This window comes from Pandoraea pnomenusa, from assembly GCF_040391475.1.
Classification (GTDB): Bacteria; Pseudomonadota; Gammaproteobacteria; order Burkholderiales; family Burkholderiaceae; genus Pandoraea; species Pandoraea pnomenusa_C.
Genome location: NZ_JBEBXS010000010.1, coordinates 1 through 15,251, shown reverse-complemented (window position 1 = coordinate 15,251; position 15,251 = coordinate 1). Strand labels below are relative to the sequence as shown.

14 protein-coding genes are annotated in these 15,251 nt (G+C 65.6%); 4 read left to right on the top strand and 10 right to left on the bottom strand.

Annotation, left to right across the window (positions count from 1 at the left end):
• The first annotated feature begins 12 nt into the window (after positions 1 to 12).
• Together ABWO90_RS12480 and ABWO90_RS12475 are read left to right on the top strand one after the other, a co-directional pair.
• A complete protein-coding gene (locus ABWO90_RS12480; protein ID WP_502922599.1) occupies positions 13 to 1,056 on the top strand; it encodes a diguanylate cyclase in 1,044 nt (347 codons plus the stop codon).
• 15 nt (positions 1,057 to 1,071) lie between these two features.
• Complete coding sequence (locus ABWO90_RS12475) at positions 1,072 to 1,809, top strand: glutathione S-transferase (RefSeq protein ID WP_353191555.1); 738 nt, start codon at positions 1,072 to 1,074, stop codon at positions 1,807 to 1,809.
• 13 nt (positions 1,810 to 1,822) lie between these two features.
• Here ABWO90_RS12475 and ABWO90_RS12470 read toward each other — a convergent pair whose 3' ends face one another.
• From ABWO90_RS12470 to ABWO90_RS12460, 3 genes are all read right to left on the bottom strand, one after another.
• Positions 1,823 to 2,440 (bottom strand): GNAT family N-acetyltransferase, encoded by a 618-nt coding sequence (locus ABWO90_RS12470; RefSeq protein WP_353191554.1) that lies wholly within the window; start codon positions 2,438 to 2,440, stop codon positions 1,823 to 1,825.
• A gap of 170 nt (positions 2,441 to 2,610) precedes the next feature.
• Positions 2,611 to 4,044, bottom strand: coding sequence for a TAXI family TRAP transporter solute-binding subunit (locus ABWO90_RS12465; protein ID WP_353191553.1), 1,434 nt, complete (start codon positions 4,042 to 4,044; stop codon positions 2,611 to 2,613).
• A gap of 74 nt (positions 4,045 to 4,118) precedes the next feature.
• Positions 4,119 to 5,039: a LysR family transcriptional regulator gene (locus ABWO90_RS12460; protein ID WP_353191552.1), complete on the bottom strand. Its 921-nt coding sequence runs from the start codon at positions 5,037 to 5,039 to the stop codon at positions 4,119 to 4,121.
• Between the two features lie 127 nt (positions 5,040 to 5,166).
• On the opposite strand from ABWO90_RS12460, the gene ABWO90_RS12455 reads away from it, so the two are divergent.
• Positions 5,167 to 6,357 carry a M20 aminoacylase family protein gene (locus ABWO90_RS12455; RefSeq protein ID WP_353191551.1) on the top strand — a complete coding sequence of 397 codons (1,191 nt, stop codon included), beginning with the start codon at positions 5,167 to 5,169 and terminating at the stop codon, positions 6,355 to 6,357.
• Entirely contained in the window at positions 6,354 to 7,664 is a 1,311-nt protein-coding gene (locus ABWO90_RS12450) for an MFS transporter (protein WP_353191550.1), read from the top strand. The genes ABWO90_RS12455 and ABWO90_RS12450 overlap by 4 nt, the downstream gene beginning before the upstream one ends.
• 74 nt (positions 7,665 to 7,738) lie before the next feature.
• On the opposite strand, the gene ABWO90_RS12445 is transcribed toward ABWO90_RS12450, so the two are convergent.
• The 7 genes from ABWO90_RS12445 to ABWO90_RS12415 all read right to left on the bottom strand — a co-directional run.
• Positions 7,739 to 8,923, bottom strand: coding sequence for an acetyl-CoA C-acyltransferase (locus ABWO90_RS12445; RefSeq protein ID WP_353191549.1), 1,185 nt, complete (start codon positions 8,921 to 8,923; stop codon positions 7,739 to 7,741).
• 184 nt (positions 8,924 to 9,107) lie between these two features.
• Positions 9,108 to 10,607, bottom strand: a complete 1,500-nt coding sequence (locus ABWO90_RS12440) for a M81 family metallopeptidase (RefSeq protein WP_353191548.1) — start codon at positions 10,605 to 10,607, stop codon at positions 9,108 to 9,110.
• On the bottom strand, positions 10,604 to 11,866 hold the full coding sequence (locus ABWO90_RS12435; protein ID WP_353191547.1) for a Zn-dependent hydrolase: 1,263 nt from the start codon (positions 11,864 to 11,866) through the stop codon (positions 10,604 to 10,606). The genes ABWO90_RS12440 and ABWO90_RS12435 overlap by 4 nt, the downstream gene beginning before the upstream one ends.
• Before the next feature lie 168 nt (positions 11,867 to 12,034).
• A complete protein-coding gene (locus ABWO90_RS12430) occupies positions 12,035 to 12,736 on the bottom strand; it encodes an ABC transporter ATP-binding protein (protein ID WP_353191546.1) in 702 nt (233 codons plus the stop codon).
• A complete protein-coding gene (locus tag ABWO90_RS12425; RefSeq protein WP_353191545.1) occupies positions 12,733 to 13,500 on the bottom strand; it encodes an ABC transporter ATP-binding protein in 768 nt (255 codons plus the stop codon). Before ABWO90_RS12425 ends, ABWO90_RS12430 begins: the two co-directional genes overlap by 4 nt.
• Positions 13,497 to 14,495, bottom strand: coding sequence for a branched-chain amino acid ABC transporter permease (locus tag ABWO90_RS12420; protein WP_353191544.1), 999 nt, complete (start codon positions 14,493 to 14,495; stop codon positions 13,497 to 13,499). Before ABWO90_RS12420 ends, ABWO90_RS12425 begins: the two co-directional genes overlap by 4 nt.
• Positions 14,495 to 15,251: branched-chain amino acid ABC transporter permease (locus ABWO90_RS12415; protein ID WP_353191543.1), on the bottom strand; the 757-nt coding region annotated here is incomplete at its 5' end. The genes ABWO90_RS12415 and ABWO90_RS12420, both read right to left, overlap by 1 nt.

Below are 15,251 nucleotides of genomic sequence, written 5' to 3'. Positions count from 1 at the left end.
AGGACGCGAATCATGACGACAACGCCACGCCAAACCCAACCCGAAGTGCAACCGATCGGCACCGAGAGCAGCCTGAACGACTCGTCGGCCATGGTCTTGCTCGTCGACGATCAGGCGATGGTCGGGGAAGCCGTGCGGCGCGCACTGGCGAACGAGGCGAATATCGACTTCCATTACTGCGCGAATCCCGAGGATGCGCTGCGGGTGGCCGAACAGACGCGCCCGACCGTCATCCTGCAGGATCTCGTGATGCCTGGCACCGACGGGCTGTCGCTGGTGCGTCAGTACCGGGCGAGTCCGCTCACGCGCGACATTCCGATCATCGTGCTCTCGACGAAGGAAGAGCCGACGATCAAGCGCGAGGCCTTCGCGGCGGGGGCTAACGATTACCTCGTCAAGCTGCCCGATACCATCGAACTGGTCGCACGCATTCGCTATCACTCGCGCTCGTACATGAACCTGCTGCAACGCGACGAAGCCTACCGCGCGTTGCGCGAGAGCCAGCAGCAGCTACTGGAAACGAACCTGGAGTTGCAGCGCCTCACGCACTCGGACGGTCTCACGGGGCTGGCGAACCGGCGTTACTTCGACGAATACTTCGGCGCGGAATGGCGGCGTGCGCTGCGCGAGCAACGCGAGATGGCGTTGCTCATGATCGACGTCGACAACTTCAAGATCTACAACGATACCTACGGCCACATTGCGGGCGACGACGTGTTGCGCCGCGTGGCGCGCACGCTGGCCGATGCCGCCTCGCGTCCGGCCGATCTCGCGGCGCGCTTCGGCGGTGAAGAGTTCGTGATGGTGCTGCCGAACACGTCGGCTGCGGGTGCGGCGGCGATTGCCGAGAAGGTGCGCGCGCAGATCGACGCGATGGCGATTCCGCACGTCGGCTCGGCCAATGGCCGTCATGTCACGATCAGTCTGGGCGGTGCGGCGCTGGTGCCGCGCACGCATATGGCGTCGACATCGCTCATCGAGTCGGCGGATCTGGCGCTGTACCGCGCCAAGCAACAGGGCAAGAATCGCGTGGAGATGCAGCCGGGCGCTTCGTAAGCCTGAGGAGGGTGCATGACCTTCGAACTGTTCTACTGGCCGGGTCTGCAGGGGCGCGGCGAGTTTGTCCGCCTCGCTTTCGAGGCCACCGGCACACCGTACGTGGAGATCGTGCAGGGCGACGGCCCCGGACAAGGCATCGACGGTCTCATGCAAACGATGGACGATCCCGGTGTTGTCGATCCGCCTTACGCGCCCCCCTTTATGCGGGTCGGTGACGAACTGATCGGCCAGACGGCGAACATATTGGCGTATCTGGGCCCGCTGCTAGGCCTCGTTGGCGAGTCGCCACGCGCGCGTCGCTGGGTCAATCAACTGCAACTTACGCTCGCCGATCTCGTGGCCGAAGTCCACGACGGGCACCACCCGATCGCCAGCCGGCTGTACTACAGCAACCAACGCGCCGAGGCGCGCAAGCGCACGGCGGACCTGATCGCGTACCGCTTGCCGAAGTACTTCGGCTATTTCGAGCGCGTGCTGACGAACAATCCACAGTCCGGTGGCTGGCTCTCCGAAGGCGCGATGTCATACGCCGATCTCTCGCTGTTTCAGGTCGTCGAAGGACTGTATTACGCGTTTCCGCGCGCCATGTCGGGGTTCGCCAAGGCATTCCCGCGCTGTCGCGCGGTGCGCGATGCTGTCGCCCGCGAGCCGCTCGTCGCGGCCTATCTGAAGTCGTCGCGGCGCATCCCGTTCAACACCACGGGCATCTTCCGCCATTACAAGGAACTGGATCGCGAGTCGCCGTTCTGACGACGCTTCGGTCTTACTCGGGCAGCGTGGTATCGCCGGCGTTCAGCGCGCGCTGCATCAGCACGGTATCCACCCAACGGCCGAACTTGAAGCCGACGGATTTGAGCGTGCCGGCCTGCTCGAATCCGCACGCGCGGTGAAGGGCGAGCGACGCCGCGTTACCGCTATCGCCCACGTTGGCGATCAACTGCCGCCACGGACCGCCCTCGCAACGCGCGATCAGCGTGAGCAGCAACGCGCGGCCCACGCCCTGGCCCGTGGCGTCTGCAGCGATGTACACCGAGTCTTCCAGCGTGAAGCGGTATGCCGAGCGCGGGCGGTAGTGCGTTGCGTAGGCATAACCGAGCACCTTGCCGTCGTGCTCCGCCACGAGATACGGCAACCCGGTGTCGAGCACCTTCGCGCAGCGCGCGCGCATCTCGGCTTCGTCGGGGGGAATTTCCTCGAACGACGCCGAACCGGTGCGCACGTGGTGGGCGTAGATCGCCGTGATGGCGGGCAGGTCGGCGTCGCGCACCGGACGCACCGTACAGGCGCAGCGCGCGAGTTCGGTGCCGACGCGTCGGGCGGCGTGCGACGTATTGGACGAGGCGCAAGGGGAGGACGAGGAGGACGGGGAGGACGACGACATTCGAACACGCTTATTCGTTGAGGGGCGCGGCGACCCGGGAATCAGTCGTTCCGGGTCGCGTCTGGCAGATCTGTCGGCAGTGTGCGCCTCGTCGGTTCATAAGAAAAGCTTGTGCCGATTATGAATTGCATAAGCGGGACTTTGAGATGCCGCGGCGGTCGTCCGGCGCATCAGGCGTCTTTCAAGCGGCCTTCTGCGTCATCCGGCGGCACACCGCCGGCCCGTTGCACTGCGCTCTCGCCGGCCATGCCCGCCGCCGCCGGCTCGGTGTTCATCGCATCGAGCCGCTGACGCACGAAGCCGATGTGCTCGCGAAGCACATAGAACTGATCTGCATACGCGAGCGGAATCTTCAGGCGATTGACGGCCGCCTCGATGGCGTCGAGCCGGTGACGAAGGCTTTGATACTCGGCATGGGCGTCGTCGGACAAGGCTTCGCGCTCGAGCCCGATGAGCGCGCCATACCAGCGATACAGCCGCGACTTCACGCGCCAGCTATACAGCGCCGGGACCAGCCGGAACGCCGGAATCAGCACCACGATGATCGGCACGAGCAGCACGATGATGCGGTCGGCAAGGCTCGCGATCCAGAACGGCAGATGCCGGTACAGGAAGCCCTTGCCCGACTGGTAGTACCGCGCGGCGTCGTCGGAGATCGGGAACTCGTGCACCTGCGCCGACGGGAACTCGCCGGCGCGTTGTAGCAGATTCGCCCTGCCGTGCACCTCCTTCGCCGCTTCGATCAGCAGATCGGAAAGCGCAGGATGCAGACTGTCGCGCGCCACAAGCTCGACGGTTGGACTGATAACGTAGACCGGCTGCGACGGGAGGTTGCGGCCGAGATCGAACACGCCGCGCGGCAGCACGAGTTGATTCAGGTAGGTAAACCGTCGCGTGTAGGCCTCGGCCTGCGCGAAGCTCATCAGATGCACGCCCGGCTCGCGGATCAGCTTGCCCATCGTGGGACCGGTGGCGGTGTCGCCGGTGAGCATGGCAGCGTCGACGCGACCATCGATGAGCGCTTGTGCCGCTTCCTGGCCATCGTAGGCGGTGAGCGTGGTCGGGCCGCCCGGTTCGATGCCGTTCGCCTTGAGCAGCGTAAGCGAGAGCGCACGCGCGCCGCTGCCCTCGCGGCCGATCGCAATGCGCTTGCCGGTCAAGTCCGAGAGCTTGGATACGCGCGGGCCGCGATAGAACACGGAAATCGGGGCGAAGAACACGCTGCCCAGCGATACGAGGCCGTCGATATTCAGGCCTTGCGAAACACCGCCCTGCACGAGGCCCAGATCGACGTTCTGTGCGTCGTCGGCCAGGCGCTCGACGTTCTGGCGCGAGCCCTCCGAGGGCAACACGTTGAGGGTGATGCCGTCGCGCGCGAGGATCGTCTTGTAACGCTGTGCGGCATTCCAGAACGAACTGCCTTCGGGGCCGGCACTGATCGTGACGGTACGTGGCGGCGCCGGTTTGACCAGCCAGACGGCGAGCCAGATGGCGGCAATCGAGACGAGCACCACGGGCCCGAAGGAAACGGCGAGATCACGCCAGGAAATCGCGACGAAGCGCGCGCGGAGTCGCCGGTGGGCGGGTTGGTTCGAGTCGGTCATCGATCAGGCAGGCTTTATCCAACACCCGGCCGATAATACGCCATCTGCGGCGAGGCACGTGCCGACCGTGCCCCTCAGCGATGCGCGAGACTCTGTGCGAGTTGCTTCCAGAGATGGTCGGCGGCCGGCGAAAGACGTCGTCCCACGCGCGTCATCATCTGACTTGAGAACCCGAGCGCAATGGGGTGATCGATGGGCACGGCCACGAGTTCGCCGAGTTCGATGCCGCGCCGCGCCGTAATGGCGGACATGAACGCTACGCCCAGTCCGGCGGCAGCCAGCGTTTGCGCGGTATTGAACAGGTCGACGCGATACGCGGGCGTGACGTTCAGTCGCGTGGTTTCCAGCACCGAGTGGACGAAGTGCTGCACGCCGTGGGCTTCGGTCATGAAGATGAGCCGCTCGTGTTCGAGTTCCGTGGGCGGCACGCTGGTGAGCTTCGCGAAGCGATGTGTGGGCGCGACCACGGCGCACAGCGGCTTCGGCGCAAAGGGATGGATACGCATTGCCGGATCGTCGGCGGAGCGTGCACACAGGCCGATGTCGACGACGTCGTCGCGCACGAGCGAGAGCACCGTTGGCGTGGGACCGGAGCGAATTTCGACGAGGATGTCGGGATAGCTCATGGAGAAGCGCTGCAACGCCTGCGCGATCAACCGGCCGATGAAGCCCTCGCCGACACCGATGGCCACCCTCCCCCGTTTCAGGTGCCGATACTCTTCCAGCCGTGCGGACAGATCACGCTGTCGCCGCTGGCCGTCGCGGTAGTAGTCGATGAGGACCTGACCGATCTCGGTGACGCTCACGTTGCGCCCGCGCCGCTCGATCAGCGGGAAGCGCAAACGCCGCTCGAGCGCGGCGATCTGGCGGCTGACCACCGACGGATTGACCCCGAGCGACTCGGCCGCCATGCGCACGCCGCCGGTCGCGGCAATTTCGGCGAGGTACTTGAGCGAGCGCTCGCCGATGTCGTCCATCCACGCATCGATTGTCATCACGAAGTCCGGGAATCCGGTGCCTGATCGTTGCCTTGAAAGCAACATTTTGACGTGGTTTGCGTCATGGGTCGAGATTTTCGTCGATGCAATACTCCGCGATATTCGAAAAAGAGAGGGAGCCCCCATGAGTGAGACTCGTTATTGCGAAGTCGGCGATCTGGCCGATGCCCGCGAGCAACTGGCTGACATTCGTCACCATATTCATCAACACCCCGAGCTGTCCTACGAGGAAGTCGACACGTCGCGCTACGTGGCGCAGAAGCTCGAAAGCTGGGGGTATCAGGTCACGCGCAATGTCGGTGGTCACGGCGTGGTCGCCTCGCTGACGGCCGGGACCGGCACGCGCACCGTGGGTGTGCGCGCTGACATGGACGCCCTGCCGATTCACGAGCAGACGGGTCTGGCGTACGCCAGCGTGCACGACGGCAAGATGCACGCCTGCGGTCACGACGGCCACACGACCGTGCTGCTGGGCGCTGCGCAGCAACTCGCGAAGACGCGCAACTTCGACGGCACCGTCCACCTGATCTTCCAACCGGCGGAGGAAGCCGGTTCGAACAGCGGTGCCGAGCAGATGATCGCTGACGGCCTGTTCGAGCGCTTCCCGTGCGACGCGATCTTCGGGCTGCACAACCACCCGGGCGTTGCCACGGGTACGTTCGGCTTTCGCGCGGGTCCGCTCATGGCCGCTTGCGACACCGTCAAGGTGCGCATTCACGGCCGGGGGGGTCACGCTGCGCGCCCGCACCTGGCCATCGATCCGGTGATGATCGGCAGCAGCCTCGTGATGGCGCTGCAAACCGTGGTGGCCCGCAACATCGACCCGACCGAAGCCGCCGTGGTCACGGTCGGCACGTTCCACGCCGGATTCGCGCCGAACGTCATTCCCGAAGAGGCCACGCTGGAGATGAGCGTGCGCTCGTTCTCGGCGAAGGTGCGCGCCACGCTCGAGGAGCGTATCTGCGCACTGGTGAAGTCGCACACCGAAGGCTACGGCGCGAGCGCGGACATCGAGTACATCCGCGGTTATCCGGTGCTGGTGAACAGCGAGGCGGAGACGGAATTCGCGCGCGGCGTGGCCGAGGAACTGGTCGGTGCCGAGCACATCATCTCGCCGTTCCCGCCCATCGCCGGCAGCGAAGACTTCGCCTACTACCTGCAGAAGGTGCCGGGTTGCTTCATTCGCCTGGGCAACGGCGAAGGCAAGCCGATGCTGCACAACGCCAAATACGATTTCAACGACGACAATCTGACCATCGGTGCCGCCTTCTGGACGCGTCTGGTCGAACGCTTTCTCGCCAAGGACCGCGCATGAGCATCGCAACCACGACATTGACGGCTGACGGTGCGCAGCCGTCGCAGATGAGCCCGTCACAGCAGCGCAAGATCGTTTTCGCAGCCGTCATCGGCAACCTGCTCGAGTTTTTCGATTTCACGGTCTACAGCTACTTCGCGCTGACCATCGGCAAGCAGTTCTTTCCGGCGGACGATCCGATCACCTCGTCGTTGCTCGCGTTCGCCGTGTTCGCGGTCGGCTTCGTGATGCGCCCGCTGGGCGGTATCGTGCTCGGTCGCTACGCCGACCGTGCGGGCCGCAAACCGGCGCTCACGCTGACCATCCTGCTGATGGCGATCGGCTCGGCGGCAATCGGCCTCGCACCGACCTACGCCCAGATCGGTCTGGCGGCGCCGCTGCTGATCGTCGGGGCGCGTCTGCTGCAAGGTTTTGCACAAGGCGGCGAGTTCGGTGCGGCCACGGCCACGCTGCTGGAAGTGGGCGGGGCAAAGAGCCGCGGCTTCCGTGCGAGCTGGCAGTTGGCGAGCCAGGGCGCAGCCGCACTGCTCGGGTCGGGTCTGGCGGCAAGCCTCGGCTTCCTGCTCTCCGACGACACCATGCATAGCTGGGGCTGGCGCATTCCGTTCCTGCTCGGCACCCTGATCGCGCCGGTCGGCATCTACCTGCGTCGTCACATCCAGGAAGAGCCGCCGAAGGCGAAGGCCGTTGCCGGTCGCGACGACCCGAAGCGCGGCGTGTACGTGCGCAACTGGTTCCTCACGATCTTCTCGATCATGGGCATGTCGGTCTCGACGTACGTGATGATGTATTACATGCCGACGTACTGCATTCAGTACCTTGGTCTGCCGCCGAAGATGTCGATGCTCGCCGGTGTGGCCGCCAGCACGATTTCGCTGGTGATGTGCCCGATTTACGGCGCGTGGTCGGACAAGATGGGCCGTCGCAAGCCGTTGACGATTGCCGGCCGCGTGGCGCTCATCGTGTTGTTGTATCCGGCGTTCTGGGTCATGACGCACTTCCCGTCGCTGCCGGTCGTGCTCGCCGCACTGATCGTGCTGATGCTGTGCTACACGATGGGTTCGGCCCCCGCGTATGCGCTGATGCCCGAGAACTTCCCCAAGCATCTGCGCGCGGGCTACATGTCGAGCGCCTATGCGATCGCCGTGTCGGTGTTCGGCGGGACCGCCCAGCTCGTGGCGGGGTGGCTGATCCGCGTGACGGGCAACAAGATGGCCCCGGCGTGGTACATGATCGTTTGCGTGGTCATCTCGCTCATCGCCGTGTCGATGTTCGAAGAGACCGGCAACAAGGTGCTCGACGAGTAATCCGGTCGAGACAGGCCCATCGGTCGCGGCGCGTTCGTGCCCGACCGATGGCGCGCGAAAGCCTTCGCGCCTTCCTAGATGCGTTCGAAGATGGCGGCGATACCTTGTCCGCCGCCAACACAGGTCGTCACGAGCGCGTAACGCGCCCCGGTGCGTTGCAGTTCGTGCACGGCCTTCGTCACCATGATTGCGCCGGTCGCACCGACCGGATGCCCCAACGCAATGGCACCCCCATTCGGATTGACGCGCGTGTCGTCGATCGCCATCTCGCGCAAAAAAGCCCCCACGTCCGACGCGAACACCTCGTTCAGCTCGATCACGTCCATGCGATGAATACGCAACTCGGCACGACGAAGTACTTCGCGCGTGGCGATCACGGGCGCGATGCCCATGTCCTCGGGCATCACGCCGACGCGTGCATGGGCGATCAGCCGCGCCATCGGGCGCAGCTCGTGAAATCTCGCGTGCCGTGCGGTCGTCATCAGCACGGCAGCGGCGCCATCGTTGAAGCCCGAGGCGTTGGCCGCGGTAATGGTGCCTCCGTCCTGGCGGAAGATAGGTTTGAATTTGGCGAAATAGCCGGGAGTCACTGCCGCGCGAACGCGTTCGTCGCGCGTGAATGTCACTGCCTTGTCCGATGCCCCGGTGTCGACGGGCACGATTTGGGTGTCGAAGTAGCCGGCGGCAGCCGCGTGTGCCGCGCGCCGGTGCGACGAGAGTGCAATGGCGTCTTGTCGCTGCCGGCTGATCTTGAAGCGCGCGGCGATGCGCTCGCCCAACTCGCCGATGCGAACCCCGGTCATCGGGTCAGTGAATCCGCGCAGGAGCGTGTCCGCCACGACAGCCTCGCCGGGCGGTGTGCCGGGGGGCGATATGGGCAGCAGTTGCGGCGCGAGGCTCATCGTCTCGGCACCCCCGCCCACGGCTATCTCGGCTTCGCCCGACGCGACGTAGTGCGCGGCCAGCAGCACGGCTTCGAGTCCGGAGCCGCCCAGCCGGTTCACGGTCAATGCCCCCGCGTGAGGGGCGACACCGCCACTCAATGCCGCGAGGCGGCCGAGATACATGTCTCGAGGTGTGGTCTGAAGCACGTTGCCGAAGACGGCCTGGCCGATGTCCTCGCCCGACACGCCGGTACGCGTGAGCAGCGCCCGGATGACGGCCGCGCCGAGCCCTGCGGGCGCCATCTTGCGCAAGCTGCCGCCGAATTCGCCAATCGGGGTGCGCACGGCCCCCACGATGACCACGTCGTTACTCATCAGTCGGATTCTCCCGAAGTCTTCGGGCGAACGGACGGCACAGGCAAGTACGTCGCAGACGATAATGATCGCCCGAGCCTCGAGCGTATGACGCAATCGGGCGTCCGACACCTGACAAGGTTGACAGGTGCGGCGCGCTTCGAATTACATTACGGCTCGCGCGTCGTGGGCGTTTGCCGCCGACCTACGCTTCAAACGCGACGTCGGTGTCCAACGGATACACCGGACGATTGACGCGCGAGAACGGGAACAGTGCGTAGTTGGAGCTGGTCACGCCATTGCTGTCGCACTCGACCAGTCCTGCCGAGATCGGCACGAAGACCGGGCGGCAGTACATGCGCGACTTGAGCAGCAGGAAGCGTTCGCCATGCGGATCGAGGCCCACGCAGGTAAACACGCCGTGATCCCACGGCTCGTGAGTGCGTTCCGTCACGACGATGCGCGCCGCGCCGATGTCGAACAGTACCGTGCGTCCCATGTAGCAGCGCTGGCCGGTGTAGGTCGGGCCGCTCACCACATACTCGCCGTCGCTGATCTTGCGCACGATGCCGGTGAGGACCGCCGGCGTTTTCGTGATGCCCAGTTGCGAGAGCGGGCGCTTGTTGCCCACGGCCAGCGTGACTTCGGCCCCCTCGCCTGCCTCGATCAGCGTTGCCACGGCTTCCGGGTCGCACAGCGGGCCGACACCGATGCCCGTCAGCCCCGCCGCGAGCGCGGCCTCGAGCACGTCCATGGTGTCGCACGTGCCACCCGACATGCAGTTGTCGCTGTGATCGAGCAGCAGCACCGGCTTGTCGGCGCCTTCGGCGAGGCGTTTCGCCTCGGCAATCGAGGCGTCGAGTGTGGCGCTGCGATAGACGAAGCCGTCGCGCTCGTCCCACGCTTGCGACGCGATACGGTCTGCTACGGCTTGCGCCCGCTGCACGCCTTCTTCGCCGTCGGCGGCCGTCACCACAACGCTGATGCACGGCGACGCAATGTCGGCGAGCGAGAAGCCCGAGAACACGGAAACCGCCGGGATGCCCTCTTCCGTCTCGGCACGTTTGGCGGCGTCGAGCGCGCGCTTCATCGCACCGCCGTGGCTCGTGCTGCGCAGCGAATGCACCATGAGCGGCGGCTGTCGCCAGACGACCTTGGGGCGGCGCTTGCCGGCAAGCATTTCAAACAGCAGACGTCCGGCGTGCTCGCCGGTCTCGTACATGTCGACGTGCGGATAGGTCTTGAAGCCGACGACGATGTCGGCATTCGCCACGATCTTCGGCGTGACGTTCGCGTGCAGATCGAGCGCCACGGCAATCGGGGTATCGGGTGCGGCGGCGCGTACGCGTTCGAGCAGATCGCCTTCGCCGTCGTCGCTGTTCTCGGCGACCATCGCGCCGTGCAGATCGAGGAGGATCGCGTCGACGCCGCCCGCAGCCGCCACGATCCGGCGGCACAGTTCGTCGTAAGCGCTCGCCGCCACGCGCCCGCTCGGATTGGCGCTGGCGGACACCGGCGTCACCATCTCGGCACCGGCCGCGTGCGCCAGATCGATGAACGCGGACATGGCCGTGCGCATGCCCTTGTTGTCGCGATAGGCGTCGTCGTCATACGTCGGCCCGTGATTGCCGAAGGCTTCGAGCGGCGTGGGCACCGGCGAGAACGTATTCGTCTCGTGATTCATGCGCGCGATCATCACCTTCATGCGGCACCTCCTGCGCGTTGCAGCATGGCTTGCAGCAGCACGTTGCAACCGGCCTCGAGATGCACGGGGTCGGCATCCTCGATCTCGTTGTGACTGATGCCGTCCTTGCACGGCACGAAAATCATTGCCGTGGGCGCCACGCGCGCGAGATAGACGGCGTCGTGTCCGGCACCGCTGATCGCATCCATCGACGACAGCCCCAACGCCTGTGCGCCGCTGCGAATCGCTTCGACGAGCGCCGGCGCGAACGGTTGCGGCGGGAAGTACACGACTTGTTCGATGGCCACGTCGATGCCATTCGTGCTCAGCGCCTCGCATTCGGCGCGCAGCTTGGCATTCAGCGTGTCGAGCGTGGCATCGTCGGCCGCGCGCAGATCGACCGAGAGCTTCACCCGGCCCGGAATGACGTTGCGCGAATTCGGATAGTTGTCGACCCAGCCGACCGTGCCGCGCGCGTGCGGCGCATGCTCGCAGGCGATGCGGTTCACCGCCTGGATCAGTTGCGCGGCGGCGAGCAAGGCGTCGCGGCGCAATGCCATCGGCGTCGGGCCCGCGTGCGCTTCCATGCCGGTGACGGTCACGTCGTACCAGCGCTGGCCGAGCGCACCCTGCACCACGCCGATGGTCTTGTCATGCGCTTCGAGCACCGGTCCCTGTTCGATGTGCGCTTCGAAGTACGCGCCCACCGCACCGGGTGCGCCCACAGCGGAGTCCTTTCCGGCGTAGCCTGTGGCCTTCAGCGCCTCGGCGACGCTCACGCCGTTGTGATCCTTCTGTGCCAACGCGTGCTCGAGCGTAAAGGCGCCTGCGTAGACGCCGGAGCCCATCATGACGGGAACGAACCGGGAGCCTTCCTCGTTCGTCCACACGGCCACTTCGAGCGGCGCCTGCGTCACGATGCCGTTGTCGTTCAGGGTGCGCAGCACTTCGAGACCGGCCAGCACGCCGTAGTTGCCGTCGAACTTGCCACCGGTCGGCTGCGTGTCGATATGGCTGCCGGTCATCACGGGCGGCAGGGTGTCGTCGCGTCCCGCGCGGCGCGCGAAGATGTTGCCGATGGCGTCGACGCGCACCGTACAGCCGATCTCCTTGGCCCACGTCACGAACAGATCGCGGCCCTGTCGGTCGAGATCGGTCAGTGCGAGACGGCACACGCCGCCCTTTTCCGTCGCGCCGATTTGCGCGAGTTGCATGAGGCTGTTCCACAGGCGCGCGCCGTCCACGCGCACTGCGGCCGCCGGTTGATCGAGACGTTCCATGTTCACAAGTCCTTCAGGGCATGCGCCGCGGCAATCACGTTGACCGTGTTGGCCGTGTTTGTCGCGAAAGGCGCATGCGTTGGCAAAGCGGCGCGCGCTGTGTCGAGGCCTCGACGGCTTCGGACGGGGCAGCGCGCGTCGCGCGATACGATAGATGCGACAGGCGCGTCAGGCCACGCCCACCCCGAGATAGCGGTCCTTGACCACGTCGTCGGCGAGGAACGCGGCGTTGTCGGCGCCGTACACGATCACGCCCTGCTCGACGATGTAATGCCGGTCGGCCAGCTGCGTGCAGACTTCCAGATTCTGTTCGACGAGCAGGATTGCCACGCCCGCCTGCTTGATGAGCTTGAGCTGCGCCACGATCTCTTCGACGATCACGGGCGCGAGGCCTTCCACCGGTTCGTCGAGCATGAGCAGTCGCGGATGATTCATCAGCGCGCGGCCGATGGCCAGCATCTGCTGCTCGCCACCGGACAGCTGCGCGCCACCGTTCTTGCGACGCTCCTGCAGGCGCGGAAAGATGCGGTAGATGTCGGCAAGCTGCCAGGGCGAATCGCGTCGCGCGCCGAGCCTGAGGTTCTCCTCGACCGTCAGCAGCTTGAAGATGCCGCGATGTTCCGGCACGAAGCACACGCCGCGCGCGGCGATGCGATGCGCGGGTTGTCCGGCAACGGGCTTGCCGAGAAACGTGATGCTGCCCGCCTTCGGCGTGACCACGCCCGCGATTGTCTTGAGCGTGGTCGATTTGCCCGCGCCGTTGCGTCCGAGCAGGGTGACGAGCTCGCCGTCGCCGATATTGAGCGACACGCCCTGCAGGATGTGGCTCTTGCCGTAATAGCTGTGAATGCCTGCGACGTCGAGGATCATGCGCGTCCTCCGGTAATCATGTTGCCGAGATAGGCAGCGCGCACGCGGTCGTCGGCGCGGATCGCATCGGGCTTGCCTTCGACGAGCACCCGGCCCTGCTGCATGACGGTGATCGTGTCGGAGATGTCCATTACGATGTTCATGTTGTGTTCGATGAGCACGACGGTGTGGTCGTCGCGCAGACCGCGAATGAGTTGCTTCATGTCGTCGAGGTCGTCGATGCCCATGCCGGACGTCGGCTCGTCGAGGAAGATCGCCTTGGGGCGCGCCGCGAGCGCCATGCCCACTTCGAGGCGTCGCTGCTGGCCATGTGAGAGCGAACCGGCAGCGGTGCCCGCGTGACGCGTGAGCGCCAGTCGCGTGAGCACGTCGTCGACGACGGCGGCGCAGGCGCGCGGGCCGTCGGCCTTGCGCCAGCACGAGAGCGCGCGGCGCGGGGTCACCCCCAGCGCGGCCAGACGCAGGTTTTCACGCACCGACAGGTTCTGGAACAGCGCGGTGACCTGGAACGAACGCGCGATGCCGCGTTGCACGCGACGGTAATCGGCCTCGGTCGTCACATCGTGACCATCGAACAGGATGCGCCCGCCCGAGACCGGCACGGTGCCGGTGAGCATGTGAAACAGCGTGGTCTTGCCGGCGCCGTTCGGGCCGATGACGGAGTGCACGGTGCGCGGCGCCACGCGCAGATCCACGCCATGCAGCGCCGTGAACTTGCCGTACCGCTTGACGATGCCCGAGGCTTCGATCAGTGCGTCGCTCATGTCGGGTCTCCCTGCGTGTCCAGTTTGCCGTTCTTGTCATTCTCCTGGCCGCGTTTGCCAGTCAGGCGATGCCACAGCGACTCTCCCACGCCCCACAGTCCGCGATGCATGAACAGGCTCACGGCGATGAGCAACAGGCCGAGCAAGAGCAGCCAGCGCGGCCACAGGGTGGAGAGCCAGTCGGCGGCAAGCACGTAGAACGCCGCGCCCAGCACCGACGCGAACAGGTTGCCCGTGCCGCCGATCACCGTCATCACGAGGATCATCTCGCTCGTGTGGTACTCGATGTTCGACAGCGGTGCGATGCCCGTCATGAGCGCATGCAATGCCCCGGCGAGTGCGGTGACCGCGCCGGAGATCGCGAACGCCACGAGCTTGAATGTCTTCACGTGGTAGCCGATGGCCGCCGCGCGGGTCTCGTTGTCGCGAATGGCAAGCAGTGTGCGACCGAACACGGAGTCGGCCACGCGCAGCAACACGGCGAACACGATCAGGAAGACGACGGCAACGAAGGTGTAGTACTGCCATGGCGTCTCGAGCGGGATCAGTGTCGTGCCGCCGAGCGCGAGCGACTTGCGCGGAATGTCGAGCAGGCCGTTGTCGCCGCCGGTCCAGTCGGTGGCGGTATAGGCCACGAAGTAGAACATCTGCGCGCAGGCGAGCGTGAGCATCACGAAGTACGTGCCCTTCTGCCGGATCGCGAAGCTGCCGACGACGGCGGCGATCACTGCGCCCAGCACGATGGCCGTAATGACGGCCAACGGCATCGGAAGTGCGGTACGCGTGAGCAGAATGCCCAGCGTGTAGCTGCCCAGGCCGAAGAAGATGCCCTGACCGAACGACAGCAGACCGGTGTAGCCGAGCAGCAGGTTGCAACCGAGTACGGCCAGTGCATAGACCAGCACTTCGGTGGCGAGCGTGCCCGACGACAGCGTGAGCGGCAGGATCAGTGTGACGGCGGCCGCAAGGAGCCAAAAACGGTAACGTACCAGCATCATCCCCTCCCGAGCAGGCCGTGCGGGCGCATGAGCAGCACCGCTGCCATCGCCACATAGATCATCAATCGTGCGCCTTCCGGCCAGATCGTGCTCATCAGGCTTTGCACGATGCCGATGACGAGGCCGCCCACCAGTGCCCCGGCGAAACTGCCCATGCCCCCGATGACGACCACCACGAAGGCGATGCCCAGCGCTTCGATGCCCATGAACGGTTCGACGCCGCGCACCGGCGCAGCGAGCACGCCGGCCAGCGCCGCAGTGCCCGCGCCCAGCGCAAAGGCCAGACTGAACACACGGAACACGTTGATACCGAGCAGCGACACCATCTCCGACGACTCGCTCCCGGCGCGCACCGCACTGCCCAGTCGCGTGCCTTCGAGCAGCCACCAGAGCACCGCAGCGAACACTGCCGTGAAGCCGATGAGGAAGAGCCGGTATTTCGGATAGATGAAGTTGCCCCACATCACCACGCCGTCGAGCACTTCGGGCACCGCGACGTTATCGCCGAGCGGGCCCCATACGATGATGACGAGTTCCTGCACCACCAGCGCGAGACCGACGGTGACGAGGATGTGGAATTCGTGGGCCTTTTCGTAGATGTGCGAGAGCAGGACTTTCTCGGCGATCCACGCCAGCGCGCCGACCACGATCGGACACACGATGAGCGCGAGCCAGAACGACATGCCCCATTGCAGCGCCTGATAGCAGAAGTAGGCGCCGAGCAGATAGAAGGCGCCGTGCGCGAAGTTCACG

Bases quoted from the DNA above. Each gene is read 5' to 3' on its own strand.
- ABWO90_RS12480 (WP_502922599.1), top strand. From the start codon at position 13: ATGACGACAACGCCACGCCAAACCCAACCCGAAGTGCAACCGATCGGC.
- ABWO90_RS12475 (WP_353191555.1), top strand. From the start codon at position 1,072: ATGACCTTCGAACTGTTCTACTGGCCGGGTCTGCAGGGGCGCGGCGAG.
- ABWO90_RS12470 (WP_353191554.1), bottom strand. From the start codon at position 2,440: ATGTCGTCGTCCTCCCCGTCCTCCTCGTCCTCCCCTTGCGCCTCGTCC.
- ABWO90_RS12465 (WP_353191553.1), bottom strand. From the start codon at position 4,044: ATGACCGACTCGAACCAACCCGCCCACCGGCGACTCCGCGCGCGCTTC.
- ABWO90_RS12460 (WP_353191552.1), bottom strand. From the start codon at position 5,039: ATGACAATCGATGCGTGGATGGACGACATCGGCGAGCGCTCGCTCAAG.
- ABWO90_RS12455 (WP_353191551.1), top strand. From the start codon at position 5,167: ATGAGTGAGACTCGTTATTGCGAAGTCGGCGATCTGGCCGATGCCCGC.
- ABWO90_RS12450 (WP_353191550.1), top strand. From the start codon at position 6,354: ATGAGCATCGCAACCACGACATTGACGGCTGACGGTGCGCAGCCGTCG.
- ABWO90_RS12445 (WP_353191549.1), bottom strand. From the start codon at position 8,923: ATGAGTAACGACGTGGTCATCGTGGGGGCCGTGCGCACCCCGATTGGC.
- ABWO90_RS12440 (WP_353191548.1), bottom strand. From the start codon at position 10,607: ATGAAGGTGATGATCGCGCGCATGAATCACGAGACGAATACGTTCTCG.
- ABWO90_RS12435 (WP_353191547.1), bottom strand. From the start codon at position 11,866: ATGGAACGTCTCGATCAACCGGCGGCCGCAGTGCGCGTGGACGGCGCG.
- ABWO90_RS12430 (WP_353191546.1), bottom strand. From the start codon at position 12,736: ATGATCCTCGACGTCGCAGGCATTCACAGCTATTACGGCAAGAGCCAC.
- ABWO90_RS12425 (WP_353191545.1), bottom strand. From the start codon at position 13,500: ATGAGCGACGCACTGATCGAAGCCTCGGGCATCGTCAAGCGGTACGGC.
- ABWO90_RS12420 (WP_353191544.1), bottom strand. From the start codon at position 14,495: ATGCTGGTACGTTACCGTTTTTGGCTCCTTGCGGCCGCCGTCACACTG.